We start from the raw sequence: 26,439 nt of genomic DNA on the forward strand, positions 1-26,439 counted from the left end.
CATAATAGTGGGAAGTGAAACATTTAGAGGAGTGCTTAAATAACCGAGAATAGCGCAACATAATAGTGTAGAAGGGTAGGTGTGAACCGCTGATGTGAAAATATGCAGCGGGTAGAAATGGAAAATGAATTTAGAATTTTAATTGTAGACGATGAGGATCGCATTCGTCGTTTATTGAAAATGTACTTAGAAAGAGAGCAATACACTATTGAGGAAGCAGATAATGGTGATACAGCTTTAGAAATGGCGTTGCAAAATGATTATGATTTAATCTTATTGGATCTTATGATGCCTGGTAAAGATGGTATCGAAGTGTGCAAAGGGGTTCGTGAGAAAAAAGCGACACCAATTATTATGTTGACGGCAAAAGGTGAAGAAGTAAATCGGGTACAAGGATTTGAAGTTGGAACGGATGATTATATTGTAAAACCATTTAGCCCACGTGAAGTAGTGCTTCGTGTGAAAGCGGTGTTACGTCGTGCTGTACCAACAACATTCTTTACACAAGATACAACGACGAAAGATGTTACTGTGTTCCCGCACTTAACAATTGATAACGATGCACATCGTGTTACTGCAGATGGTAATGAAGTGAACTTAACGCCGAAAGAATATGAATTACTATTATTCTTAGCGAAAGCTCCTGATAAGGTATTCGATCGAGAGCAATTGTTGAAAGAAGTATGGCAATATGAATTCTTCGGAGATTTACGTACAGTGGATACGCATGTAAAGCGTTTACGTGAGAAATTAAGTAAAAAATCACCAGATGCTGCGAAGATGATTGTTACCGTTTGGGGCGTAGGTTACAAGTTTGAGGTTGTGAACGACTGATGCTTTGGAGAAGTGTAGTAGGGAAGTTATGGATGACCATATTACTTCTCGTTTCGTTTGTTCTTGGATTTGTTGCGATTTTACTTTCACAGTTTTTTAGAACGTATTATGTTGATATGAGTGAAGCTAGGCTTCAGAAAGTTGCAACAAGTGTTTCAGAGTTAATTGAAGAAGGTGCCGATGTAAAAACGATTGAGAATATCGCGTATAAATTCTCTGACCCACTTTCAAGAATCATTATTGTAGAAGATGGTAAGGAGATTTCATCTTCTCCGAAACAAGAAGGATTAGTTACGCTAACAATAGATGATTTAAAAGAAGATAAAGAATTAGCTGCTGTTTTTAAAGATAAAAAAGAAATTAAAAACAACATAAGAAAAGCTTCTAATAGTAGGAAGAATAAAAATACTGAAAATGATATTATGATTGTCGGAAAACCGGTGCAATCAAAAAATCAAAGTGCAGTGTTCGTATATGAATCTTTACAAGTACCAATACAAGGTATGGAGAGAACGACTGATTTTATTTTCTTATCGGCTGGGATTGCGATTATATTAACAACCTTCTTTGCGTTCTTCTTATCTACTCGAATTACCGCACCGCTTCGTAAAATGCGTGAGGTTGCTTTTGAGGTGGCACGTGGGAAGTTTGATGCAAAGGCCCCTATGGTATCTCAGGATGAAATTGGTGAGCTTGCAACGGCCTTAAATCAAATGGGTAAACAGTTGAAGTTTAATATGAATGCTTTGCAGCAAGAAAAAGAACAGTTAGCTAGTATTTTGAGTAGTATGGCAGATGGAGTTATTACGTTAAATCAAGAAGGTGAAGTCGTAGTTATTAATCCACCGGCTGAAAATTTCTTACAAGTTTGGCAAGAAGAAAAAGAGATAGAGCTAAGTAAAAAACTACCTTCTGAACTTGTGGAACTATTCCATCGCGTTGTAGAAAGTGAGCAACAACAAGTTGTTGAAATTAATTTGCAAAAAGGTAACTACGTAGTTCTTATGACGCCGCTTTACAATCAAACGAAAATTCGTGGGGCTGTAGCAGTGTTGCGTGATATGACGGAAGAACGCCGTCTTGAGAAGATGCGTCAAGACTTTATTGCCAATGTATCACATGAACTTCGTACACCAATGGTCATGCTTCAAGGGTATAGTGAAGCGATTTTAGATGATATTGTGCAAACGAAAGAGGAAATTAATGAGTTTGTTCAAATCATTTATGATGAATCCGTTCGTTTAGGTAAACTTGTAAATGAATTATTAGATTTAGCTCGTATGGAAAGTGGCCACGTAGAGTTACATATTGGTGAAGTAGATATTCATCCATTTGTCGAAAAGATTGGCCGTAAATTCCAAGGGATTGCAAAGGATAAAGAAGTTGAACTAACAGTAGATTTCCAAAGTCCAATTGAACAATATCCGTTTGATGCAGACCGTATGGAACAGGTGTTGACGAATTTAATTGATAATGCAATTCGTCATACGAATGCAGGTGGACATGTTGCACTTGTAATTCATACGGAAAATAATGGTCTTACTTTCGAAGTGCAAGATTCAGGTGCTGGTATTCCAGAAGAAGATATTCCATTCTTGTTTGATCGTTTTTACAAAGCTGATAAAGCAAGAACACGCGGGAAAAAGGGTGGAACAGGACTCGGGCTTGCGATTGCTAAAAATATTGTTCAAGGCCATGATGGGAAAATTTCTGTCTCAAGTGTTGTTGGAGAAGGAACTACATTCTCTGTATATTTGCCGAATCGTATAATTTAGATATATGTTTTTAAAGTTAATAATAAATAAAGTTCTACTGTTTTTTATTTTTTTGTAAAATCAATTAAATAAATTATAGTAGAACTTTTTTCTATCTTAGTCGAATTAAGAATAACGAGAGAGGTGCTGTGAAGAAATGAAATTATATACGAAAACAGGAGATAAAGGGAAAACAAGTGTAATAGGTGGCAGGGTGGATAAAGATAATATTCGTGTAGAAGCATATGGCACGATAGATGAGGCGAATTCTCATATTGGATATGCGATGACTAAGCTACAAGGCGGGGCATTTGGAGATATTTACAATGAACTTGAAAATATTCAACATGAACTATTTGATTGCGGGGGAGATTTGGCGATAGTGGAGGAGAAAATCCCTTATAAAGTAACGATCGAAATGGTCGAAAGCTTAGAAAGAAGGATTGATTTGTATATAGAAGAAGCGCCACCATTAGAACGCTTTATTTTACCAGGTGGTAGCGAGGCATCGGCTACCATTCATATTGCACGTACTGTTGTAAGAAGAGCAGAGCGCTCTATCGTATCGTTGAAAAAAGAAGTGGAAACAAATGAAGTTGTTCTAAAGTATGTAAATAGATTATCTGATTATTTGTTTGCAGTAGCTAGAGTAATAAATACTCGATTACAAGTAAAAGATGTGGAGTATAACCGTAGCGCATTAGTTTTTCGTGATAAGAAAGAGAAGGAAGTGGAGTAATTCACTTTCTTTTTTTGTATACTTTTTTCTGTAATATACCAAAATAGAGAAGGTATGGTGGTAATTAGAAAACGGAGGATGTATATGAAAGTGTTAAAATGTAGCGTCATGTTATTGACTGTACTGTTTTTATCTCAATTACATGTTTACGCAAAAGAAAATCGATGGACATGGCCTGTGGAAGGACAGATAAGTGATTATTTTGGGACAAGGCATGGAAAACACTACGGTATTGATATAGCTGCACCGATCGGAGCACCTGTGGCAGCTATTCAAGATGGTAAGGTGACAAAGTCATATTATTCAAATAGTTATGGGAACGTTGTATTTATTAAACATGGAGAATATGAGGCTGTGTATGCACATTTAAATAAGAGACACGTAGTTCAAGGGGATTATATTTCAAAAGGAGAAATAATTGGAGAAGTAGGAAACACAGGAGAATCACGAGGTGCACATTTACATTTAGAACTTCATCAAGGAAGATGGACGATGGCGAAAAAGAATGCGATGAATCCATTACTTGTTTTAAATGAACAAAGAAATGAAGTTGTTTCTTCCTCATTATATGTCGTACAAAAAGGGGATACTTTAGTTAATATTGCACGGAAATTTAGTATGACACTTAAGGAAATAAAAGCAAAAAATGGATTGCAGCAAGAGCGAATTTATCCAAATCAACAATTATACGTAAAGTAAAGAAGAGCTAGTTTAACTAGCTCTTCTTTTACCAAAAAATAAAGACACATATAAATCCAGAAATAGCTAAGTAGCTATATAAGTAAAAAACTTTTGTTCTTGTTTTTTCTTTTGTTCGAAACAGTACAATAGTCGGTTCAATTAAACCGATTGTCAAACAAAGTAAGCCAAGAAGCATACAACCAATCGAAAGAGAGTACAGGGCGATTTGTGGTGCTTGAAATGGAATCATCCATTTTAATAAAAATGCAATAAGTGCAGTGTAACAAATGCTGCCGATGTATTTATTCAACGGTGTATTAGAACGAAAACCAGGAAGTTTTTTTAAGAAAGAGCGAGAAACAACTTCTGTTTGTAAAGATGTATGCTCTTCGATAATTTTTTGAGCTTCTTTTCCTTTTTGGAAAAGGGATAATATCCAGTTACGCTCACCTTGAAAAATAAATTGAGAAGTTGTCAAATAGTGATCAACCTTCACTTTATTCCAACTCTTCCATGGATGACGCTCGCACAATTTTAATTTACTTTCTGTTTTTTTATCATACTGATAAATACTGATGCCATCTTTATCGAAAGCAGCATAGTATGTCTCGCTTGAGAATGTGCCTAAATCAATTGGACAGTAGAAAAGTAATTCTTTTTTTAAGTAAAAGTATTCTTTTCTTAAGTTTTTTTTCATTGCTTCTCGAATAGAGTGTCTTTTATCTTTCTTCATGACATTTCCTCCATAACTCAGAAAATGTTCTTATCTTAACAATTCAACATCTTATCACTTTTCATTATATATGACTAGGGAATTCAAAAGAGAAATGCCTAATAATAAAAAATATGGGGTGTATTGTAAAATATTTTGCAATTATTAATGAGTTATAAAAAATAAATAACTAATTTTAAATAAGTTACAATTTTTTAGTTCACAATGTTATTAGGTTGTTGTATAATGAAGGGGAAAATAGAATATCGGTCTATCTTCGGGGCAGGGTGAAAATCCCGACCGGCGGTGATGAACTATTTATGATTTCGTTCTAAGCCCGCGAGCCGTTAAGGCAGGATTTGGTGTGATTCCAAAGCCGACAGTATAGTCTGGATGGGAGAAGATGGAGGTTCAAGCGTTCAAAAAAGATAGGAATTTGAACGTCTGTTTGATGTGCCTTAAATTCTCCCTTTGTGTAAAACACAAAGGGTTTTTTCATTCTATGAAAAAATAGGCATAGCAGAACCTTTCCACTTTCCATGAGATGATCGATGGAAAAGGAGAGAGAACGATGAAACAAAAAAACAGTGTAGTAAAGATGGTGAGTGTAGCAATGCTAAGTAGTATTGCATATTTACTAATGATGTTGGATTTCCCGTTCCCAGGGCTTCCGCCATTTTTAAAAATTGATTTTAGTGATGTGCCAGCTCTAATTGCTGCAATTATTTTTGGACCAATTGCGGGGATAATTGTAGAGGGAATAAAGAATATTTTACATTACGGGATTCAAGGTAGTTTAGTAGGAGTGCCAGTTGGAGAAATTGCAAACTTTATTGCAGGATGTTTATTTATTGGACCAGCAGCTTTCTTATTTAGAAAGTATCGTACTGTAAAGAGTTTAACGACAGGACTAATGTTAGGGACAATTACAATGGCGCTAATTATGAGTGTATTAAACTATATCATCATATTCCCAGCTTACACTTGGTTTTTAAATGCACCTGCTATGTCTAGTGAGGCTATAAGAACGACTGTTGTAACAGCGATCTTACCGTTTAATTTAATTAAAGGAATTGTAGTAACAATTGTATTTGTAGCATTATTCTCACGCCTGAAAGTATGGGTGTTTGCAAAAATGAAAAATGCATAACATATAAAATAAAACCATTAGTAGTGTGAAACTACTAATGGTTTTTTGTTAAGTAGAATGAAAATAGGGAACAAAAAATGCCCCTCATCAATATGAGGGGCATTTTTTGAAGTTAATAAAAGACTATTCGAATTTTAAAGCGTCGCCGTCAAATGATTCGTCAGCAACTTTAATTGAGTCAGTTGGACAACCTTCGAATGCATCCATCATATCTTCAATTAATACATCTGGAATTTCAACGATACCTTGGTTATCATCTAATGTTACAAATGCAATACCTTCATCATCATAGTCATAAATGTCTGGTGCAGCAGCGCCGCAAGCACCACATGCGATACAAGTATCTTTATCAACGATTGTATATTTTGCCATCTTTTTTCCCTCCTGATAATATGTATGTGAAAAGCTCGCCATAAAAATTATAACCTTATTGTAAAACGGTTTGTAAAACTTTTCAACATAAAATTATAATGATAATGCTTATCAATTAGAGTGTCAACTTATTTTTGAATTATGTCATAAGATTTTCAAAATACGTAAATGTTATTTCGTTTGGTACAATAGAGTATGTACAAGCATATGGTACCGATATGATAAGGTTAATGAGTAACAGTAGACGTTGTAATCATATTGAAAAAGAATTAAGTTAAATTGGAAAGGGGAAGCGGTAATGCAACTACAATATACTTTATTGTATTGTTTAAAACAATTGAATGGCGAAAGGACCGTTTCTTCTATTTATTATTTATTAAAAGGAAAGAGGTCATCGCAAACATTACAAGATGGGAATATGTTTCAAATTTCTTTTTTGTTTGGGATTTATAAATCTTTGAATAGAGCTGATTATGATCAAGAAGTTGCAAAGTTGGTACAAACGGATTTAGTTCAATCTATACATGAAAATACATACGTAGTAACGACTGCTGGTAACATGCAATTAAACAAATGGAAAGATGACTTTGCTTTTCCGACGTGTTTACATGGTTTACACTATGGTGAGATAGGTGAAACGTTTTGGAAGAGATTATCATTAATCGTTCAAACCATTTCGAATTTACAACAGGTGAATACGAAATTTATTCCAATTCAGCAAGATACAGAAATAATGATGTGGGTGAAACGTTTTCTCACTGGAATACCATATATGAGAAGTGAATTGGCTAAAAGGTTGTGGAAGGAGATGTATACTCTTTTACAAAAAAATAAACCATTAGAGGCGACAATCGTAACATATCGCTTAACGGGCTATAAACGCATCGGTTGTACGTTGCAACAATTAGCAGAAATTACGAAACAAGATGTATTTCGAGTGTATTTTTTATTTTGGGGTACAATTCATTTCATTATTCAAGAAGTTCGTAATAAAGAAAGTGAGTTTCCGTTATTAGCTGAAATTATATCTTATCCAAATGAGAAGGCTGATTTATTTAGCATATCTACGAAAAAAACATATAATCTTTGGAGACAAGGACGCTTTCTGGAAGAAATAGCAACAATTCGGAATTTGAAGGTTGCAACGATAGAAGATCATTTTGTAGAAATCGCTTTACGAGAAAAAGAATTTTCAATTGAGATGTTTATGGAGAAAGACAAAATAGATAAAGTAAAAGAAGTAATTGAGACATTACAAACACGTAAGTTACGTGTCTTGAAACAAGCGGTTGGGGAAGAGATATCTTATTTTGAAGTCCGTCTTGTATTGGCACGGATGGAGGGTATAAATGAAACTTGAGGAATATTTATATAAGTGGTTTGGATATTCTGAATTTCGTCAAGGACAAAAAGAAGTTATTACAGACTTATTAGAAGGAAAAGATGTTATAGCGATGCTTCCGACTGGAAGAGGGAAATCTATGTGCTATCAACTCCCAGGGCTAATGCAAGAAGGAACAGTGCTTGTTGTATCACCACTATTATCTTTAATGGAAGATCAAGTTACACAATTAAAGTATGTTGTGAAAAATCGAGTGATTGCATTTAATAGTTTTCGGACATTAAGTGAAAAAAGAGAAGCGATGAAAAAATTGGCTTTTTATAAATTTATTTTTGTGTCTCCAGAAATGTTGCAATCGGATTTATTAATAAGAGAATTGAAGAAAATTCATATTTCAATGTTTGTTGTGGATGAGGCCCATTGTATTTCGCAGTGGGGGTATGATTTTAGACCGGATTATAAAAAATTAAACGTAGTAATCGAGAACATTGGATCTCCTACGGTACTAGCATTAACAGCGACAGCGACAAAGGATGTACTGCAAGATATAGCAGAGAGTTTAAGTTTAAAGAATGTCTCGCAGCATGCATACTCTATTGATCGTCCAAATATTGCAATGGAAGTGCAATTTGTAGAGACGATAGAAGAGAAGAAAGAAGCACTTTTGGAACATGTGATGTATTTACAGGGGCCAGGGATTGTATATTGTTCAAGTAGAGCATGGACAGAACGTTTAACGGAATATTTAAGAGGAAAAGGCTGTACTGGTGTGGCTTTTTATCATGGTGGTATGGAACATGAAGAGCGTATGTTAATTCAACAGCAATTTATGAATGACCAATTGCAAATTGTAATATGCACAAGTGCTTTTGGTATGGGAGTAAATAAGTCGAATACGAGATATATTATTCATTTCCATTATCCGACTAATATAGCTTCCTACTTACAAGAAATCGGAAGAGCTGGAAGAGATGGCGAACCGAGTATAGCCTTTTTATTATGTAGTCCGTTGGATCACGATTTGCCAATTTCAATTATTGAAGATGAATTGCCAAGTAAGTCGCAAATACAATTTTTATTTTCTTTACTACAAGAAAGAATGTTTCAAACGAAAGAATTACCAATAGAAGATGTAGAAGAAATTTGTTATAATGCAGCAAGATTTAATGAACAATATTGGCGTTTCATCCGCTATCATCTCGAACGGCTTGGGATCATACAACGGCGAAAACTAATATTAGAGAGCTTGTCAGATGAAATCATGAACAGATTAATAGCTGAAGTAGAAATAAGATTGCGTAATAAATATAGTGAGCTAGAAAACATGAAGTCATGGATACAAGTTAAAGGATGTAGGCGTGAATATGTACTTCAACAGTTCGGTTATAGAAAAGAGACAGAGTTGAAAAATTGCTGCGATTATTGTGGTATTACAAAAACGGAGTATAAAAAAAGACGAGCGCAACAATCCGATTTCGACTATAATTGGGAAACAGAGTTACAAAAGCTTTTCGGCCTAGAAAAGATGGAGGAATGATGAACATTCAAAGGCATAATGTTGAAGATATGAGTCCGAAAGAAATAAGGCTGAATCTGTATATAACACAGCTAATTATTATTGGTATTGGTTGTTTGCTAGCATATATATTATTTCGAGATACAAAAGAAGTTTTTAGTCTTTGGAAGTGGGAACCTGTACGAATACTTATAGTAGGTAGTTTATTAGCGATTGGTATTGTGTTATTAGATTATGTTGCAATGCGAGTATTTCCAGAGTCTTGGTTTGATGATGGTGGTATTAACGATAAGATGTTTCAAGGAATGTCAGTTATGCATTTACTCGTTATTACGTTCGTTATTGGCTTTGCAGAAGAATTTTTATTTAGAGGTGTAATGCAGACTCATTTCGGAATTATAATAGCAAGTTTAGTATTTGCAGTCTTACATATTCGGTATATAACAAAGCCATTTTTGTTTTGTTTCGTATGTTTTATTAGTTTTGTCTTTGGTTATGTATTTGAATGGACAGGGAATTTATTTATAACAATCTTTGCACACTTTCTTGTTGATTTTATAATGGGACTCCAACTAAGAAAATAAATGGAAGGTGGTGGTGAACAACATGAGGAAACGAATTCCTGATTTTGAAGAGGAATTAGAAGTTGAGCAAGTGGAAGAAGATGAAAGTTTACCGCCGCGAAGTGAACTTCATAGAAATAAAGAGAAAAAGCAAAAGTTTAAAATGAATCACATTTTTGTCCGAGTATTAACGTGTCTATTCATATTACTACCAATTAGTATTTTATGGTATACGGATAAATATATTCAGGTGAAAAGTGATAGTAGTAATGCTGGTAAAAGTGCGTTTGAAGTAATTTTTTTTGATTCAGCCAAATCTGAAACTCAGAAACAATCTGAGAAGGTGGTAACGCATACTGTGAAAAAGGGAGAAACTTTAGAAAGTATAGCGAAGCAATATTTTTCAGATGAAAGTGGGATTGAAGTTATTAAAAAGTATAATAACTTAGAAGAAGATGAAGTGAGTGCAGGTCAAGAATTAAAAATTCCGATAAAAGATAAGTCCGTAAAACAAGAGAGCTAGTAAACTAAGCAATTCGTAGCTTGTTATAAAAACTGAGGATTATCTTTATGAGTAGGGAAGTAAAAATATGATATGGATTACAATATTAAGTACTCTCATATGTATAGGTATAATATTTCTTCTTGTAATGTATAAAGAAGCGATGCGTAATACGGTATTGGAACATACTTTAGAATTTAAAGAATTTCCGCAAAGTTTTCAACAGATGAATATGTTTTTTATTTCTGATATTCATAGAAGAGTCGTTTCAGATTCGTTAATTGAGCGAATAAAGGGAAAAGTAGATCTCGTTATTATTGGTGGTGATTTAGCGGAAAAGGGCGTACCTTTATCAAAAATCTCTGCAAACATTCAAAAGTTAAGAGCGATAGCTCCTGTATATTTTGTATGGGGAAATAATGACTATGAGATTGAATACCATGAATTAGATGCGTTGCTATTAGAAAATAATGTGAAAGTTTTAGATAATACAAGAGTTGTATTTGAATCTGAGTTAGGAGAGAAAATTTGCTTACTCGGTGTAGATGATGTTGGATTGGAACGTGATCGTTTAGACTTAGCATTGGCTGATTGTAAAGAAGAGGGATTTCGTATTTTAATTAGTCACAACCCTGATATAATAAAAAAAATGTCTGGAAAAGAACAAATTTCACTTGTGTTAAGTGGACATACACATGGAGGACAGATTCGATTATTCCCATCTGAAAAATATTTAAAAGGTGGCGTATATAATCATTCAAATACGACTCTCTTTGTTAGTAATGGATACGGAACAACATTGATTCCACTTCGTTTTCGAGCACCTGCTCAAACACATATTATTACGTTATGTGGAGGGAAATGATGCCAACTCTAAATGGAAAATATAATATAAAAGCTGTTTCGAATATTATTGGAGTTCAACCGAGTACGCTTCGTGCATGGGAAAGGCGATATCAGATTATTGCCCCAAAGCGGAATCAAGCTGGGCATCGATTATATACAGAAGAGCATATTCGAATTTTGAAATGGTTAATGGAGAAGGTTTCTTCCGGTATGATGATTGGACAAGCAGTGCAGTTATTAGAAGGGAATCGTTTGCAGAGTAATGCCCAAAAAGAAATACATTACGATAAAGAAGTTGTTTTAGTGGACGATTTACTACAAGCTTTGTTAGAATTTGATGAAATTACAACTTCTGCATTAATAAATGAGGCTTTTAGTATTTATTCAACAGAAAAAGTTATCACCGGTATTATTCTTCAAGTGACAAACAAATTGTTGACACTAAAAAATAACAATGAGATTGCAATGACGCAATTCCAATATGCCGTATCATTTTTACAAACTCGTCTAGGAATGGTGTATCATAATGCTTCAACGTTTTCTTCCATACACAAAGTAATTGTGTTAGAAAATAATACATTGAAAGGATTTATTTTCTCAATGTATTTACGTTTAAAAGGATATGAGGCGATACATATTAGGACAAGTTTAGAGGGAGATGGCATGTTATTAGCGGTTGAGCAAATACAGCCAAAATATTTATTTGTCTCTTTTGAAAATGGCCTAGAACTGAAAAGGGCGATGAATGTTGGGGATTTATTGCAAGAAAAAAATGAGAACCTTTCTGTTGGGGTTATAGGGGAAATAAGCGCTCGAGATCAGTTGAACATTCAAACAATCCTAATCGGCGATACGAAAGAAGAATGGGATGAATGGTTAAAAATGTTAGAATAGTTGTTCGGAAAGAACCATCTATTTTCTATTTCATATAATAAAAATTAGATTCAATGGTTACGTAGGGAGGGTATGAGATGAGGCTGGAACGATTAAATTATAATAAGATAAAAATTTTCCTAACATTTGATGATTTATCTGAACGAGGATTAACGAAAGAGGATTTATGGAGAAATGCACCGAAAGTACAGCAACTATTTCGTGATATGATGCAAGAAGCAAATAAAGAATTAGGATTTGAAGCAGATGGTCCGATTGCAGTTGAAGTATTTTCTCTACAAGCACAAGGCATGGTTGTAATAGTAACGAAGGAAAATCAAGAAGTGGATACAGATGATGAGTTCCGTGACGAGTTTATTGAAATGCAAGTGACTCTAGATGAGAGCGAGCACATACTTTATGAGTTTGCTACACTAGACGACGTAATTAACCTGTCGAATCGCTTATATAACCTTGGTGTAACTGGCGGAAAGTTATATACGTGGGATGGGCGTTTCTATCTTTGGATGGAAGAAGAAGAGCAAATACAATTATTGAAGGCGGATTTTATAGCTATTTTAGCAGAATACGGTAATCCGTCTACGGCAACCATTTACCGTGTAATGGAGTATGGTAAAGAATTAATGGCTTCTCAAGCAATTGAACAAGTATACAATTACTTTGTGAAAAAGCAAAACCTCAGCTAATATAACATAGCTGGGGTTTTGTATTTTATTTGGATAAGAGGAGTAAGGCTAGGGTCAATTATAAATATTTAAACAAACGTTTTCTTAATTAAATATACCGTTTCGCGACGCTGTATTCGAGTGAGATAAAAAATATTTAAATATTTAAGTATTTTACTTTTCTAAAAGCAATAAAAGGACTATAATAATAGTGAAAACGCTTGCAATATGAAATAAGTTGTATATATTTGTTAGCGTTTTCTATTGCATTCCAAATTTAACGGTGTATACTAGGCAATGAAGGTTTACTAAACAAGTGAAATTACAGGGGGTTTACTTACTATGGTAGCCGAAAAGGGAACTCAAACAAAAACACAACAACAAAGGGAACAACATTTTGAACTATTGAATTCGACACAAATTGTTATTAGTGAAGCATTAGAAAAATTGGGTTATCCAAACGAAGTATATGAATTATTAAAAGAACCAATTCGTATGATGACAGTGAAAATACCAGTTCGTATGGATGACGGGACTGTTAAAATATTTACAGGATATCGTGCGCAACATAATGATGCTGTTGGTCCAACGAAAGGTGGAATTCGCTTCCATCCGAATGTAACAGAAAATGAAGTGAAAGCACTTTCGATCTGGATGAGTTTAAAATGTGGTATTGTTGATTTACCGTATGGTGGAGGTAAAGGTGGAATTATCTGTGACCCACGTGAAATGTCATTCCGTGAATTAGAAAGACTAAGCCGCGGTTATGTACGAGCAATTAGCCAAATCGTTGGTCCTACAAAAGATATTCCGGCTCCAGACGTATTTACAAACTCTCAAATTATGGCATGGATGATGGATGAGTATAGCCGTATTGATGAATTTAATTCACCAGGATTTATTACAGGTAAGCCACTTGTATTAGGTGGATCACACGGACGTGAAACAGCAACAGCGAAAGGTGTAACAATTTGTATTCGCGAAGCTGCAAAAAAACGCGACATTGATATTAAAGGTGCGCGTGTTGTTGTTCAAGGGTTCGGTAATGCGGGTAGCTTCTTAGCTAAATTTATGCATGATGCAGGTGCGAAAGTAATTGCAATTTCAGATGCTTACGGTGCATTACATGATCCAAATGGATTAGATATTGATTATTTATTAGACCGTCGTGATAGCTTTGGTACAGTAACAAAACTATTTAATAATACAATTTCAAACAAAGAATTGTTAGAACTTGATTGCGATATTTTAGTTCCAGCTGCAATTGAGAATCAAATTACAGAAGAAAATGCTAATAATATTAAAGCAAAAATTGTTGTTGAAGCTGCAAATGGTCCAACAACTTTAGAAGCAACTAAAATTTTAACAGATCGCGGAATTTTACTTGTTCCAGACGTATTAGCAAGTGCTGGTGGAGTTACAGTATCTTACTTTGAGTGGGTACAAAATAACCAAGGTTACTACTGGACAGAAGAAGAAGTAGAACAACGCTTAGAAAAAGTAATGGTAAGATCATTTGATTCTATTTATGAAACAGCACACGTTCGTAAAGTGAACATGCGCTTAGCAGCTTATATGGTTGGTGTTCGTAAAATGGCTGAAGCAAGTCGCTTCAGAGGTTGGGTATAATATTATATCATGAAAAAACGTGATTCCTTTCGAGGGAATCACGTTTTTTTGTTGGAGTATTAGTGTGAGGTGTTGTATATGGAAAATGAAATGATGGAACGAGTAGAACAATTAGAAGAAAAGGTTAAGAGGTTAGAGGGAGAACTCTCAAGAACGATGAAAGCCCGAAAAACAAGTGTCGTTCGGATGTTCGGAGAAGGCTTATTGTTTTTAATATTTGGTGTGGTTATAGTAGGGCCGATTATCGCTGTTATATTCACGATTATTACTTGGCTTGTTGAAAAATAAAATAAAAAAATAAAAGAACGCTTGTTCCGTACGAACAAACGTGCTATACTCTCCTTAGATAAACAAAACGGAAATGATTTTAAGGAGAGATAAATGATGAAAATGACAGTAGACCAAAGATTTATGATGCCAGCAGATGTTGTAGAACGAGTGGAAGTATTACGAAACAAACAAAGTAAGCGTGGCACATTATTACAATCAGTAAATGAATTTTTCGGCTTAGATACGAAAGAAGATTGTGTTTGGTTTTACGGTTTTTATGGAGTCGCTGTAAGTATTTTGTTATTTATGGTGTTCACATCAAATATTTTCGATTTTCTCTTCGTGTAAGAAATATGCGATAAGGACATTGCTACCGAATACATATATAAGGAAGGAAGGTAATTTTCTAAAGCGGGAGTTGGTAGTAATGGCGATGTTTCCTATAGAGCGTAACTATATTGGATATGGAAGTTCACGACCGGGAATTCCTCTTTCTAAAGTAAGGTTTATTGTAAGTCATGATACAGGGAATCCTGGTAGCAATGCAATAGGAAATCGGGATTACTTTAATGAAATACAACCGAAAGCTTCGGCGCATACATTTATAGATGACAAAACAATATTGGAAATTGTTCCTATAAATGAAGTTGCGTATCATGTTCGATATGGTGTGTCGACGGATAATGACTTATATGGTTATGATGCGAATAAGGCTGCCATTGGTGTGGAACTTTGTTATGGCGGTGATGTTAACTTTTGGGAAGCGTATACGCGTTTTACATGGTATCATGCTTATTTATGTCAAAACTTTGGCTTGAATCCGAAAAAAGATATCGTATCACATAAAACACTTGATCCAGCTAGAAAGATTGATCCTGAAAATGTATTAGGGAAACAAGGTATTAAATTTCAACAGTTTTTAGCAGATGTCTATCGGATGTACGTTTCGTTTAGATGACAAACGTATGAAAAATGAATACAATAAAGATAGGTGCCTACTGTTGTAAGTAGGTTTTTTCTTGTTTTTATAAATAGTGCAGAGGTAGAAGACTAGGAGTGAACCGAGTATGCAGAAAGAAACAGCTATCATAATTGGAGGCGGTCCGTGCGGATTAGCAGCAGCAATTTCGTTGCAAAAGGTAGGAATTAATCCGTTAGTAATTGAAAAAGGAAACATTGTAAATGCGATTTATAATTATCCAACTCATCAAACATTTTTCTCCTCTAGTGAAAAATTAGAAATTGGTGAAGTAGCTTTTATTACCGAAAACCGTAAGCCAGTTCGAAATCAAGCACTTGCGTATTATCGCGAAGTAGTAAAGCGTAAATCTGTACGCATAAATGCTTTCGAACGAGTAGAGAAAGTTCAAAAAGATGGAGAAGTTTTTAAGGTTGAGACGACGAAACGTGACGGACATAAAGAAATATATATAGCGAAATATATTGTTGTAGCCACTGGATATTATGACAATCCAAATTATATGAATGTTCCAGGTGAGGAACTGAAGAAAGTAGCTCACTATTTTAAAGAAGGACATCCTTATTTTGATCGAGATGTAGTAGTTATAGGTGGAAAAAACTCAAGTATAGACGCTGCGTTGGAACTTGTTAAAGCAGGAGCGCGTGTAACGGTACTGTATCGTGGAAGTGAGTACTCGCCGAGCATTAAGCCGTGGATTTTACCGGAATTTGAGGCGTTAGTACGAAACGGTACAATTCAAATGCATTTTGGGGCTCATGTGAAAGAAATTACTGAACATACATTAACGTATACCGTTGATGACGGGGCATTTACAATCCAAAATGATTTTGTATTTGCGATGACGGGTTACCATCCTGATCATAGTTTCTTAACGGAGATGGGCGTTCGAATTGATGAAGAAACTGGGCGTCCGATTTATACAGAGGATAGAATGGAAACAAACACTGAAAATATTTTCATTGCAGGTGTAATTGCCGCTGGGAATAATGCAAATGAAATATTTATCGAGAACGGTAGATTTCATGGAGATGCGATTGCGCAAACCATTGCGTCGAGAGAAAAATAAAAAGAAGCTGTCGAAAAATTCGACAGCTTTTTTTATTCGTGCATAAACATATTTTGGATTGTTTCATGTGATTTTGTATTCTCTAATGCGACTAGTAATTTAATACGTGCTTTTTGAGCGTTTAAGCCGTATGTGAATATAACGCCCATATCTTTTAATTGTTTGCCGCCACCTTCATATGAATATACGTCTTGAACGATACCATTGAAGCAACGTGAAACTAATACGACTGGAATTCCTTTGCTTATTAATCGTTCTAAACTAGGGAGTGTACGTGGAGGCAAATTACCTTGTCCAAGCGCTTCAATGACAATTCCGTCAACTGGAAGGTTTTCAATTGCTGCTAACAATGTATCATCCATACCAGCATATGCTTTTAGAACAACTACGTTTTTAGAGATGTTATTTACTGTATACGTTTCATGATGTACTAAAGCGTGATGGAAGACAACACCACGTTTTGTTACCATTCCAATTGGTCCATATTGTGGACTCTGGAATGTTGCAACATTACTTGTATGTGTTTTCGTTACATTTGTAGCGCAATGAATTTCGTCGTTTAATACGACTAGAACACCTTTTTCTGCAGCTTCATTACTGCTAGCTACTTTTACAGCTGATAAGAAGTTATATAGACCATCAGCACCTAATTCATTACTAGAACGCATTGCGCCTGTTACTACGATTGGAATAGTTGCTTTGACTGTTAAATCTAGGAAATATGCGGTTTCTTCTAATGTATCCGTACCATGCGTAATGACTACGCCATGAATGTTGTCTTGTTTTACTCTTTCATCAATGATGACTTGTAATTGTAACATCTCGCTTGGTGTCATATGAGGAGATGGTAGATGGAACACATCTTCAACGATTAAATCAACATCGCCTTCTAAATCAGGAATGAATTTTAAAAGAGGATTTTTTTCTCCTGGTTGTACGACCCCAGTTTCTTTATCTTCCTCCATTGCAATTGTTCCACCTGTGTGTAAAACTAGGATTCTTTTCAATGCTTATACCCCTTTCAAGTTGAAAAATACATTTAGAACATAACATGTTTTGAGTAAATTCGACAATGGAAATGTATAAAAGCATGCTTGGAATATGACAATAAATTTAATTGCGCTATGTACGTTGTATAAAATCATGAAATGTAATGTGTAAGTATATGGTGGGAAGGAGTGGATATCTTGAAGAAGGTGGAGAAAATTATCATTCGTATATTAATAATTCAATTTATTTGTCTTTGTATTGTGCAATTGTTATTTATACATAAGTCATCAATAAAATATCTATCTAAAATTGTTTATTATGAAGGTGTCGTCGCGAAAAATAAAGAAGAAATCTTACAGGTGAGTAGGTAGTTTTCGTTTTCTTCTAGGAAGGATTATGCTACAATAATTGAGGATTTAATGACGTGAAGCAAATGAGAAGAAGCAGGGATGAATACCTGCTTTTCGTTTTGTTTTATAAGTGAAAAAATGAGGTGTTACAATGGATAAACGAATTTCAATTGCTATAGATGGTCCAGCGGCTGCTGGGAAAAGTACAGTTGCAAAAGTTGTGGCAAAGAAGCTTTCTTACGTTTATATTGATACAGGCGCAATGTACCGTGCTATTACATATGCAGCCCTTGAACAAAAAGTGGATATTGAAAATGAAGAAAAGCTAATGGAAGTTGTAAAAAATGTGAATATTGAATTTCAACAAGGAGAAAATACACAACTTGTATTTTTAAATGGACAAGATGTTTCGGAAGTTATTCGTACGCCTGATGTGACGAATCGAGTATCTATTGTGGCAAAGCATCGTCTTGTTCGTGAAGAAATGGTTCGTCGTCAACAAGAATTAGCGGAAAAAGGCGGCGTTGTAATGGATGGCCGTGATATTGGTACACATGTGTTACCAGATGCTGAAGTGAAAATCTTTATGCTTGCTTCTGTAGAAGAAAGAGCGGAAAGAAGACATTTAGAAAATATAAATAAAGGTTTCGATTCTAATTTAGAGCAGTTACAAGAAGAAATTGCTCAGCGTGATAAATTGGATTCAGAACGCGAAGTTTCTCCTCTAAAAAAGGCTGATGATGCATTGGAATTAGATACAACTTCTTTATCAATTGAAGAAGTCGTCCAAAAAATTATGGGTATTGTTTCAGGAGTATTTGCGAAATAAAGAAAGGGGATTATCCTCTTTCTTTTTTTGTTTGTATAGAAATGTAAAGGATACGTGAATTGTGAGTCTCTTTCCTTGACAAATGAGCCGATTTATAAGAAGTTAGTTAAAGAGGAATAAAACTGTCAGAATATATTCGCTATTATATTTCAAAACATACTTTCTTCAAGATGATTTTGCTGTATACTATTTATATAGGATTAATATATTTTCTTATGAATGCTATTGAAAAAGAGTATGTGATGATAAATTCTTAAACATGCAAATGAAAACATTTGTTTTCATTTCGTATATACATAAAAATGCTTTGTCAATTCTGTAGGGAGGTATTTCCATGGTAGAGAAAATGAATGAAGAAGTTATGGATTCAAAAGAATTACAAGTTGGTGACGTTGTTACAGGTTCTGTAACGAAGGTTGAAGAAAAACAAGTGCTTGTAAATGTTGGATACAAAACAGATGGCGTAATTCCAATTAGTGAATTAGCTAACGTTCATATTGAAAAAGCAAGCGATGTTGTAGAATTAGATCAAACACTAGAATTGAAAATTATTAAATTAGAAGAAGATGATCTTGTTTTATCTAAACGTGCTGTTGATGCAGAAAAAGCATGGGTAGAATTGCAAGAGAAATTTACTTCTGGTCATGTATTTGATGTTACTGTAAAAGATATCGTGAATGGTGGATTAGTTGTGGACCTAGGCGTTCGTGGTTTTATCCCAGCTTCACTTGTAGAAGTACATTATGTAGAAGACTTTTCTGACTATAAAGGAAAAACATTAGCGGTAAAAATTGTTGAATTAGACCGCGAAAAAAATCGTGTAATCCTTTCGCATAAAGCGGTAGTAGAATTAGAACTAGATTCTAAGAAAAAAGAAGCAATCTCTTCGTTAAAAGAAGGGGATATTGTTGAAGGAACAGTACAACGATTAACGGATTTTGGTGCTTTCGTTAACGTTGGTGGTGTGGACGGTTTAGTTCACATTTCGCAAATTTCACACGAACGTGTGGAGCAACCATCTGAAGTGCTAGAGCAAGGTCAAAAGGTAAAGGTAAAGGTGCTATCTGTTGATGCTGATACGCAACGTATCTCTTTATCAATTAAAGCAGCTCAGCCGGGACCTTGGGAAAATGTTGCTGGTGAAATAAAAGCTGGTGATATTCGTGAGGGAGTAGTAAAACGTCTAGTTACATTCGGTGCTTTCGTTGAAATTTTACCTGGCGTTGAAGGGCTTGTGCACGTATCTCAAATTGCAAATCGTCACGTGAAAAATCCAAATGAAGTATTGGAAATGGGACAAGAAGTAAAAGTGAAAGTACTTGAAGTACATGTAGCGGAAAAACGTATTTCTTTAAGTATAAAAGAAGCACTTGAAGAAAATAATGTAACAGAAGATTATAGCAAATATGAGCCAAATGCTGATTCTGCTACTTTCCAATTAAGTGATATTATTGGTGAACAACTGAAAAAATTAAAGAAATAAAGAGGGGTACGAGTGGTAAGGGCAAAACGTAAATTAGATCATATTGAATATGCTCTTTCTACTGGTCAGTCTCGTACGCATGGCTTTCATGATATTGATTTTGTGCATCAAAGCTTGCCAAATTCAAGTTATGATACTATAACATGTGAAACAAAAATCGGCGAACTTTCACTAAGTTCGCCGATTTTTATCAATGCGATGACTGGTGGTGGAGGAGAGCAAACGTTACATATTAATGAGCAACTAGCATATGTAGCGAAACATCATAATCTCGCTATGGCTGTAGGTTCGCAAATGGCAGCGTTAAAAGATGAGCGTGAGGCGGCTTCTTATAAGGTCGTTAGAAAGATAAATCCAAATGGGATTTTCTTTGCGAATTTAGGTAGTGAGGCAACTGTCGAACAGGCAGAGCGTGCCGTTGATATGATTGAAGCAAACGCACTACAAATTCATTTAAACGTTATACAAGAGTTAACGATGCCTGAAGGAGATCGTGATTTTACGGGGGTACTTCAGCGGATTGAACAAATTGTTTTAAAGAGTAAAATTCCTGTCATTGTAAAAGAAGTTGGATTTGGGATGAGTAAGGAAACAGTGCAACAGTTAGTGAGTATAGGTGTAACGGCAATTGATATTGGTGGACAAGGTGGTACAAATTTTGCTGCTGTTGAAAATGAAAGAAGACAGCGAATGCTTTCTTATTTTAATAACTGGGGCATACAAACAACTACCTCGATTATTGAAGCAACCTCTACAAATAACAACCTCTCTTTTATTGCATCTGGGGGCATACAAACAGCGCTTGACGTGGCGAAGGCAATCGCATTAGGGGCGAATACAACCGCATTTGCTGGATACTTTTTACGTATTTTAATGCAAGATGGTATCGAGAAGTTAGTGGATGAAATTGATCTTTTACATACAGATTTAAAATTTATTATGACAGCTCTTGGTGCGAAGACGATAGAAGAGTTGCAATCTGTACCTCTTGTTGTAAAGGGCGAAACGTATCATTGGTTAATGCAGCGTGGTATTGATACAACGCATTATAGTAGGAGATAAAAAACCAACCGAACGGTTGGTTTTTTGTTTTCTATTCTTTTTTGTAATATAAAGTAGGGAACGGAATTAGTATTCTATAAAAAACAGACGTTTAATAAGATTAATTGTATATAAAAATATTATTCGGCGGAATTTGCAATTGAAAAAGAGGTTGCAAAAATGAAAAAATATAGAAGAGGTGATGCTGAATTATTAGAGAGAGCTTAAATTTCCTATGGGAAATAGGTGAAGGTGAAATTATGTCATGAGAAGATTAGCATATAAAATATTATTTCAATATAAATAAAAATCATTAAAATAATTATGAAAAAAGACGGTTTCGGACAATGTCGAAACCGTCTTTTTGTATGTTTAGTGCTGATTTTGCTTGCGAGCTTGCTCCGGTGTATCAAGACTTGTTGCACCAGGATATTGAAGTGATTGGTCGCGATCCGATTCAACGCGGCGTGATTCTCTTAGTTTTCGTTCTTGGCGATCTTTACCCATTGTGAATAGCACCTCCTTATTAAAAGTGTTGCTGTTATATGAAAAAACTATGCGTAAAGAAAGGGGGATTAACTTTCATAAAAAGTTCCCATAATGGAAAACATAGGAGGTGAAATGATGGATGGGAGTACTTTTTATTTTGTAGCTTGGATAGGGTGGGTTATCGTAACTTTCTTTATGAAAAAGGAATCTATTCGATGGAAGTTAAGTGCTTGTATATTGATTTTTATAATTTGCTCTCCGTTACATATAACGATTGCTTCATTCACGGTATCAATAAATGCTCTTTTACTTTGTATTATTTCTTTTATAGGGATTACGCTATATTCTATTTGGAAAAAAATATATACCTTACTTTCGGCGCTTATTATTGCAATGTTATATACAAGTTTTCATTTGTTAGAAGTATATGACCCGATTTGGATTGTGGTGGATAGGTTGTTTCTGTTAAGTGGTGCCCTTGTGTATGCATCAGTTTTATTGCATGGAGATCGTTTCCTGCGATTATGTTCTTTATATATAGGGATGTTGCAAGGAGAGTTGTTAGTGACACTTATTTTTCGGAAACTAAACTTCCCTTATGATTACGGTAGTTTAGCGTTTTTTGATATCATCGCCGTTTCTACATTGTTTATGACAATTTTATTTTGGATTGCAAAAGTATCAGTATACATGGAACAGTTTAAGCGGAAAACACGTAAAAGAAGGGCGAGGGTAATACATGACTGAATATACACCAGCCATTTTATGTGGCGTAATAGCAGGGACGGTAACGAGAGTGTTAATGCTTCGCACGGATACGCGGCAATATCCAACGAGGCTTCATGGGAAAATTATTCATATTGCGATGGGGTTAATTGCCGCAGCCTTAGGAGCGATTGCAATCCCGTCTATTTTGAAAAAAGATTTTTCTGCCATTACATTTCTTACGTTAGCAGCGACGCAATTTCGTGATGTGCGTAATATGGAAAGAAATACGCTTCAACAATTAGATGGATATGAGCTCGTACCGCGTGGAAATACATACATTGAAGGAATTGCATTAGTTTTTGAAAGTCGCAACTATTTGGCGATGTTAACGTCGTTTGCAACGACGTTTGCGTATATAGGGTTCCATTCATGGATTGCTGGAGTAATTATGGCTATAATAGCATTTTTTATTGCGAAAAAATTAATGTCAGGCAAAAGGTTACATGATCTTGTTGATATCGAGCATGTACCGCTTCGCTTTGAAGGAGCGGGGCTTTATATTGATAATATTTATATTATGAATATTGGATTGCCGGCAAGGCAAGAAGAAATTATGAAATATGGAATGGGTTTTATTTTAAAACCGAAATCAATTGATGCGATGGTTACAATTGCAAATTTAGGACAACGGCAAGCTATTTTACATGATGTCTCTGTTGCTCTAGGGATATATAGGGATTCAGGTACACCAGCACTTGTACCGTTAGCAAAGCGTGATTTAGAAGATGGAAGAGTTGGCATCTTTGTCTTGCCGCAAGACCAAGATGCCGAGAAAGCGATAGGTGTCATAGGGAATGTGCCAACGCTAGAAAGTGCCGTTCATATGTCATCGGAAGCCCCGAAAGGAAGGGGAGATAAAAGATGATGTTAGAAAGTGTTATTCTCGCAGTAATTACAACGACACCGGAAAAGTTTGCAGGCGGGGCTCCGTTATTTACTTGTGAGACGAAAGAGGAACTAGAATTTGTTGCAAATAATTTAGAGGCGATATTAGATGGTATTGCGCATCGCTTACAAGAGAATGTATATATTATTGTGAAACATTAGCAACGTGTGTTATAATATGAGGTGTTTTGATACGTTGAGAAATATTCTGGAATGCAAATCCCTTCTTGCACAAAGAAGGGTTTTTTACATAATAAACAGAAGCAAGTTGAAAGGATGAAAGTATATGCCGAAACCAGTAATAGCAATAGTAGGCCGCCCGAACGTAGGAAAATCTACTATTTTCAATAGAATTGTTGGAGAAAGAGTTTCAATCGTAGAAGATATACCAGGTATAACGCGAGACCGTATTTATAGTGCGGGAGAATGGTTAAATCATGAGTTTAACATTATTGATACAGGTGGAATTGATATTGGAGACGAGCCGTTCTTGACACAAATTCGTCAACAGGCGGAAGTAGCGATTGATGAAGCAGATGTTATCATTTTTATGACGAATGGTCGCGATGGTGTAACTGCAGCAGATGAAGAAGTTGCTAAAATTTTATATCGTTCTAAAAAACCTATTGTACTTGCGGTAAATAAGGTTGATAATCCAGAAATGCGTAGTGACATTTATGATTTCTATGCATTAGGATTCGGTGAGCCATTCCCGATTTCAGGTACACACGGTTTAGGACTTGGTGATTTGTTAGATGAAGCTGCAAATCATTTTCCGAAGATTGAAGAAGAAGCGTATGACGATGAAACAATCCGTTTCTCTTTAATTGGACGTCCAAACGTAGGGAAATCATCACTTGTAAATGCACTTCTTGGTCAAGAACGTGTAATTGTAAGTAATATAGCAGGAACGACACGTGATGCTGTCGATACACCATATAGCAAAGATGGCCAAGATTATGTAATTATCGATACAGCTGGTATGCGTAAAAAAGGGAAAGTATACGAAAGCACAGAAAAATATAGTGTACTTCGTGCGCTTAGAGCGATTGAACGTTCTGACGTTGTTTTAGTCGTTTTAGACGGAGAAGAAGGAATTATTGAACAGGATAAAAAAATTGCTGGATATGCTCATGATTCAGGACGAGCTGTTATTATCGTTGTAAACAAATGGGATGCAGTGAAAAAAGATGAGAAAACAATGAAAGCATTTGAAGAAAATATTCGTGCTCATTTCCAATTCTTGGACTATGCACCGATTGTATTCTTATCTGCGAAAACGAAAAAACGTACACAAACATTGTTACCAGTTATTAATGAAGTAAATGAAAGTCATAGTATCCGTGTACAAACGAATGTATTAAATGATGTAATTATGGATGCTGTAGCGATGAATCCAACGCCGACTCATAATGGTAGCCGTCTGAAGATCTTCTATGCGACACAGGTTGCGGTAAAACCACCGACATTTGTTGTGTTTGTAAACGATACAGAATTAATGCACTTTTCATATGAGCGCTTCTTAAAGAATCGTTTACGTGAAGCGTTCGGTTTTGTAGGAACACCGATTCACATTATCGCTAGAGCAAGAGACTAATGGAGAGGATGTGATTTTATGACAAAAATCACAGTAATAGGAGCAGGTAGCTGGGGAACAGCGTTAGCGATGGTATTAGCTGACAATGGACATGATGTACGTATTTGGGGAAATCGTTCTGAACTTATGGATGAGATTAATGCGAAACATGAGAATAGTCGATATCTTCCAGGAATTACATTGCCAAGCACAATCGTAGCCTACTCTTCTTTAGAAGAAGCATTAGTAGATGTAAATACAGTACTGTTAGTAGTACCGACGAAAGCGTACAGAGATGTATTACAAGAGATGAAAGAAATTGTTACAGAACCAGTTACGTGGATTCATGCAAGTAAAGGGATCGAACCAGGTACGTCAAAACGTATTTCGGAAGTGATTGAGGAAGAAATTCCAGAGAACTTGATTAAAGATGTTGTTGTACTGTCTGGACCGAGTCATGCTGAAGAAGTCGGCTTACGTCAAGCGACAACTGTTACATCGGCAGCGAAGCGTATGGAAGCGGCTGAGGAAGTACAAGATTTGTTTATGAATAGCTACTTCCGTGTATACACAAATCCTGATATTGTTGGAGTTGAGCTTGGTGGTGCGTTAAAAAATATTATCGCATTAGCTGCAGGGATAACGGATGGTCTTGGATTAGGTGATAATGCGAAAGCGGCATTAATGACACGTGGTTTAACGGAAATTGCTCGTTTAGGAAGAAAAATGGGCGGAAATCCTTTAACGTTCGCTGGTCTAACTGGTATGGGAGACTTGATAGTAACTTGTACAAGTGTTCATAGCCGAAATTGGCGTGCTGGAAATATGCTCGGAAAAGGGCACTCTTTAGAAGAAGTGTTAGAAAGTATGGGGATGGTTGTAGAAGGCGTAAGAACAACGAAAGCTGCTCATGAATTGGCAGAGAAGATGGAAGTTGAAATGCCGATTACAGCTGCTTTATATGACGTGTTGTTCAATGGGAATGATGTAAAGGATGCAGTAGGCTCATTGATGGGACGCGTTCGAAAACATGAAGTGGAAGCTATACCTGATTTACTTTAAATAAAAGCGACAGAAGTACAATTTGTACTCCTGTCGCTTTTTTATTTTTTGATTGGGTCTTTTCACCATTTTTTTATTTTTGCATAGGATGAAGTGTAACTTGAGGAGAGGGTGAAAAGAATGGATAATAACATTTTTAATAATATTGAGAAGGAAGCGAAAGTGAACAAAGAGGATATTTTTAAATTAGCGTCATCTGTACAAAATGCGAATTTACGTGATGAAACTGTGCTTCGTCAATTGATTCATCAAGTAGCTCTTATGGCAGGACGTGAGGTGCCGAAAGAGCAAGAGGATCAAATTGTAAAAGCGATTATTAACAATAATATGCCAGCAGATTTTGGCTCGTTAAGCAAAATGTTTAAAAAATAAATTATGAGAAACAAAGAGATTGTAGATTGCATATGATAGCCATGAAAGAATGGGAATAGAGCTGGTAAGGGCATATT

At 35.5% G+C, this 26,439-nt stretch carries 31 protein-coding genes and 1 riboswitch; of the genes, 27 read left to right on the forward strand and 4 right to left on the reverse strand.

What is annotated here, in order from left to right; all coding sequences use genetic code 11:
- The first annotated feature begins 117 nt into the window (after nucleotides 1-117).
- From resD to JDS92_RS07200, 4 genes are all read left to right on the forward strand, one after another.
- Nucleotides 118-834: a DNA-binding response regulator ResD gene (gene resD / locus JDS92_RS07185; RefSeq protein WP_000426665.1), complete on the forward strand. Its 717-nt coding sequence runs from the start codon at nucleotides 118-120 to the stop codon at nucleotides 832-834.
- Entirely contained in the window at nucleotides 834-2,609 is a 1,776-nt protein-coding gene (gene resE, locus JDS92_RS07190) for a sensor histidine kinase ResE (protein ID WP_000964658.1), read from the forward strand. Before resD ends, resE begins: the two co-directional genes overlap by 1 nt.
- A gap of 136 nt (nucleotides 2,610-2,745) precedes the next feature.
- Nucleotides 2,746-3,327 carry a cob(I)yrinic acid a,c-diamide adenosyltransferase gene (locus tag JDS92_RS07195; protein WP_000781256.1) on the forward strand — a complete coding sequence of 194 codons (582 nt, stop codon included), beginning with the start codon at nucleotides 2,746-2,748 and terminating at the stop codon, nucleotides 3,325-3,327.
- An 84-nt stretch (nucleotides 3,328-3,411) separates the two neighbouring features.
- The gene (locus JDS92_RS07200; RefSeq protein WP_098710927.1) at nucleotides 3,412-4,026 is read left to right on the forward strand and encodes a peptidoglycan DD-metalloendopeptidase family protein; all 615 of its coding nucleotides are present in this window, start codon (nucleotides 3,412-3,414) and stop codon (nucleotides 4,024-4,026) included.
- 28 nt (nucleotides 4,027-4,054) lie between these two features.
- On the opposite strand, the gene JDS92_RS07205 is transcribed toward JDS92_RS07200, so the two are convergent.
- Nucleotides 4,055-4,741 carry a hypothetical protein gene (locus JDS92_RS07205; RefSeq protein ID WP_000710844.1) on the reverse strand — a complete coding sequence of 229 codons (687 nt, stop codon included), beginning with the start codon at nucleotides 4,739-4,741 and terminating at the stop codon, nucleotides 4,055-4,057.
- Between the two features lie 248 nt (nucleotides 4,742-4,989).
- Nucleotides 4,990-5,129, forward strand: a riboswitch (FMN riboswitch).
- Between the two features lie 162 nt (nucleotides 5,130-5,291).
- Here JDS92_RS07205 and JDS92_RS07210 point away from each other — a divergent pair.
- Nucleotides 5,292-5,870, forward strand: a complete 579-nt coding sequence (locus JDS92_RS07210; protein ID WP_000810844.1) for an ECF transporter S component — start codon at nucleotides 5,292-5,294, stop codon at nucleotides 5,868-5,870.
- A gap of 123 nt (nucleotides 5,871-5,993) precedes the next feature.
- On the opposite strand, the gene JDS92_RS07215 is transcribed toward JDS92_RS07210, so the two are convergent.
- Entirely contained in the window at nucleotides 5,994-6,242 is a 249-nt protein-coding gene (locus JDS92_RS07215) for a ferredoxin (RefSeq protein WP_001151993.1), read from the reverse strand.
- A 298-nt stretch (nucleotides 6,243-6,540) separates the two neighbouring features.
- On the opposite strand from JDS92_RS07215, the gene JDS92_RS07220 reads away from it, so the two are divergent.
- The 12 genes from JDS92_RS07220 (at nucleotide 6,541) to JDS92_RS07275 (ending at nucleotide 16,517) form a co-directional block, all read left to right on the forward strand.
- Complete coding sequence (locus JDS92_RS07220; RefSeq protein ID WP_001176982.1) at nucleotides 6,541-7,602, forward strand: YpbB family protein; 1,062 nt, start codon at nucleotides 6,541-6,543, stop codon at nucleotides 7,600-7,602.
- Entirely contained in the window at nucleotides 7,592-9,121 is a 1,530-nt protein-coding gene (locus tag JDS92_RS07225; RefSeq protein ID WP_000762984.1) for a RecQ family ATP-dependent DNA helicase, read from the forward strand. Before JDS92_RS07220 ends, JDS92_RS07225 begins: the two co-directional genes overlap by 11 nt.
- Nucleotides 9,121-9,684, forward strand: a complete 564-nt coding sequence (locus JDS92_RS07230; protein WP_001025774.1) for a CPBP family intramembrane glutamic endopeptidase — start codon at nucleotides 9,121-9,123, stop codon at nucleotides 9,682-9,684. The genes JDS92_RS07225 and JDS92_RS07230 overlap by 1 nt, the downstream gene beginning before the upstream one ends.
- 22 nt (nucleotides 9,685-9,706) lie before the next feature.
- Nucleotides 9,707-10,186, forward strand: a complete 480-nt coding sequence (locus JDS92_RS07235) for a LysM peptidoglycan-binding domain-containing protein (protein WP_001231536.1) — start codon at nucleotides 9,707-9,709, stop codon at nucleotides 10,184-10,186.
- Nucleotides 10,187-10,253: 67 nt separating this feature from the next.
- A complete protein-coding gene (locus JDS92_RS07240; RefSeq protein ID WP_000637912.1) occupies nucleotides 10,254-11,030 on the forward strand; it encodes a metallophosphoesterase in 777 nt (258 codons plus the stop codon).
- Nucleotides 11,030-11,905: a MerR family transcriptional regulator gene (locus JDS92_RS07245; RefSeq protein WP_001142656.1), complete on the forward strand. Its 876-nt coding sequence runs from the start codon at nucleotides 11,030-11,032 to the stop codon at nucleotides 11,903-11,905. The genes JDS92_RS07240 and JDS92_RS07245 overlap by 1 nt, the downstream gene beginning before the upstream one ends.
- A 77-nt stretch (nucleotides 11,906-11,982) precedes the next feature.
- Nucleotides 11,983-12,591: a genetic competence negative regulator gene (locus JDS92_RS07250; protein ID WP_001235404.1), complete on the forward strand. Its 609-nt coding sequence runs from the start codon at nucleotides 11,983-11,985 to the stop codon at nucleotides 12,589-12,591.
- A 321-nt stretch (nucleotides 12,592-12,912) separates the two neighbouring features.
- Entirely contained in the window at nucleotides 12,913-14,199 is a 1,287-nt protein-coding gene (gene gudB, locus JDS92_RS07255) for an NAD-specific glutamate dehydrogenase (protein WP_199631732.1), read from the forward strand.
- Nucleotides 14,200-14,277: 78 nt separating this feature from the next.
- The gene (locus JDS92_RS07260; RefSeq protein WP_199631733.1) at nucleotides 14,278-14,487 is read left to right on the forward strand and encodes a hypothetical protein; all 210 of its coding nucleotides are present in this window, start codon (nucleotides 14,278-14,280) and stop codon (nucleotides 14,485-14,487) included.
- 93 nt (nucleotides 14,488-14,580) lie between these two features.
- Nucleotides 14,581-14,817, forward strand: coding sequence for a DUF3961 domain-containing protein (locus JDS92_RS07265; protein WP_015000291.1), 237 nt, complete (start codon nucleotides 14,581-14,583; stop codon nucleotides 14,815-14,817).
- A 79-nt stretch (nucleotides 14,818-14,896) separates the two neighbouring features.
- Nucleotides 14,897-15,427: a peptidoglycan recognition protein family protein gene (locus tag JDS92_RS07270; RefSeq protein ID WP_001240651.1), complete on the forward strand. Its 531-nt coding sequence runs from the start codon at nucleotides 14,897-14,899 to the stop codon at nucleotides 15,425-15,427.
- A 109-nt stretch (nucleotides 15,428-15,536) separates the two neighbouring features.
- A complete protein-coding gene (locus JDS92_RS07275) occupies nucleotides 15,537-16,517 on the forward strand; it encodes a YpdA family putative bacillithiol disulfide reductase (RefSeq protein WP_001168501.1) in 981 nt (326 codons plus the stop codon).
- A gap of 32 nt (nucleotides 16,518-16,549) precedes the next feature.
- Here the strand turns inward: JDS92_RS07275 and ansA are convergent, their stop codons facing one another.
- The gene (gene ansA, locus JDS92_RS07280; protein WP_000822002.1) at nucleotides 16,550-17,524 is read right to left on the reverse strand and encodes an asparaginase; all 975 of its coding nucleotides are present in this window, start codon (nucleotides 17,522-17,524) and stop codon (nucleotides 16,550-16,552) included.
- A 180-nt stretch (nucleotides 17,525-17,704) separates the two neighbouring features.
- Between ansA and JDS92_RS07285 the strand changes: the two genes are divergently transcribed.
- The 4 genes from JDS92_RS07285 to JDS92_RS07300 all read left to right on the forward strand — a co-directional run bounded on the left by JDS92_RS07285 (nucleotide 17,705) and on the right by JDS92_RS07300 (nucleotide 21,231).
- Nucleotides 17,705-17,878 (forward strand): DUF5359 family protein, encoded by a 174-nt coding sequence (locus JDS92_RS07285; protein WP_000754949.1) that lies wholly within the window; start codon nucleotides 17,705-17,707, stop codon nucleotides 17,876-17,878.
- Nucleotides 17,879-18,008: 130 nt separating this feature from the next.
- Complete coding sequence (gene cmk, locus JDS92_RS07290; protein ID WP_000361259.1) at nucleotides 18,009-18,686, forward strand: (d)CMP kinase; 678 nt, start codon at nucleotides 18,009-18,011, stop codon at nucleotides 18,684-18,686.
- 334 nt (nucleotides 18,687-19,020) lie between these two features.
- Nucleotides 19,021-20,169 carry a 30S ribosomal protein S1 gene (gene rpsA / locus JDS92_RS07295; RefSeq protein WP_000229553.1) on the forward strand — a complete coding sequence of 383 codons (1,149 nt, stop codon included), beginning with the start codon at nucleotides 19,021-19,023 and terminating at the stop codon, nucleotides 20,167-20,169.
- Nucleotides 20,170-20,181: 12 nt separating this feature from the next.
- Nucleotides 20,182-21,231, forward strand: coding sequence for a type 2 isopentenyl-diphosphate Delta-isomerase (locus tag JDS92_RS07300; protein WP_000251049.1), 1,050 nt, complete (start codon nucleotides 20,182-20,184; stop codon nucleotides 21,229-21,231).
- 351 nt (nucleotides 21,232-21,582) lie between these two features.
- On the opposite strand, the gene JDS92_RS07305 is transcribed toward JDS92_RS07300, so the two are convergent.
- On the reverse strand, nucleotides 21,583-21,717 hold the full coding sequence (locus JDS92_RS07305; RefSeq protein ID WP_000513901.1) for a YpzI family protein: 135 nt from the start codon (nucleotides 21,715-21,717) through the stop codon (nucleotides 21,583-21,585).
- A gap of 117 nt (nucleotides 21,718-21,834) precedes the next feature.
- Between JDS92_RS07305 and JDS92_RS07310 the strand changes: the two genes are divergently transcribed.
- From JDS92_RS07310 to JDS92_RS07335, 6 genes are all read left to right on the forward strand, one after another.
- Nucleotides 21,835-22,446: a YphA family membrane protein gene (locus tag JDS92_RS07310; RefSeq protein WP_098911347.1), complete on the forward strand. Its 612-nt coding sequence runs from the start codon at nucleotides 21,835-21,837 to the stop codon at nucleotides 22,444-22,446.
- Entirely contained in the window at nucleotides 22,439-23,332 is an 894-nt protein-coding gene (locus JDS92_RS07315; RefSeq protein ID WP_000141591.1) for a YIEGIA family protein, read from the forward strand. The genes JDS92_RS07310 and JDS92_RS07315 overlap by 8 nt, the downstream gene beginning before the upstream one ends.
- Nucleotides 23,329-23,514, forward strand: a complete 186-nt coding sequence (locus JDS92_RS07320) for a capping complex subunit for YIEGIA (protein ID WP_000979055.1) — start codon at nucleotides 23,329-23,331, stop codon at nucleotides 23,512-23,514. The genes JDS92_RS07315 and JDS92_RS07320 overlap by 4 nt, the downstream gene beginning before the upstream one ends.
- Nucleotides 23,515-23,638: 124 nt before the next feature.
- Nucleotides 23,639-24,949, forward strand: coding sequence for a ribosome biogenesis GTPase Der (der, locus tag JDS92_RS07325; RefSeq protein ID WP_001125887.1), 1,311 nt, complete (start codon nucleotides 23,639-23,641; stop codon nucleotides 24,947-24,949).
- A gap of 18 nt (nucleotides 24,950-24,967) precedes the next feature.
- Nucleotides 24,968-25,990: an NAD(P)H-dependent glycerol-3-phosphate dehydrogenase gene (locus JDS92_RS07330; protein ID WP_000161758.1), complete on the forward strand. Its 1,023-nt coding sequence runs from the start codon at nucleotides 24,968-24,970 to the stop codon at nucleotides 25,988-25,990.
- Between the two features lie 120 nt (nucleotides 25,991-26,110).
- Nucleotides 26,111-26,362: a stage VI sporulation protein F gene (locus JDS92_RS07335; RefSeq protein ID WP_000369753.1), complete on the forward strand. Its 252-nt coding sequence runs from the start codon at nucleotides 26,111-26,113 to the stop codon at nucleotides 26,360-26,362.
- Nucleotides 26,363-26,439: the final 77 nt, after the last annotated feature.

Origin of the sequence: Bacillus cereus group sp. N12, assembly GCF_016483575.1 — a bacterium.
Classification (GTDB): Bacteria; Bacillota; Bacilli; order Bacillales; family Bacillaceae_G; genus Bacillus_A; species Bacillus_A toyonensis.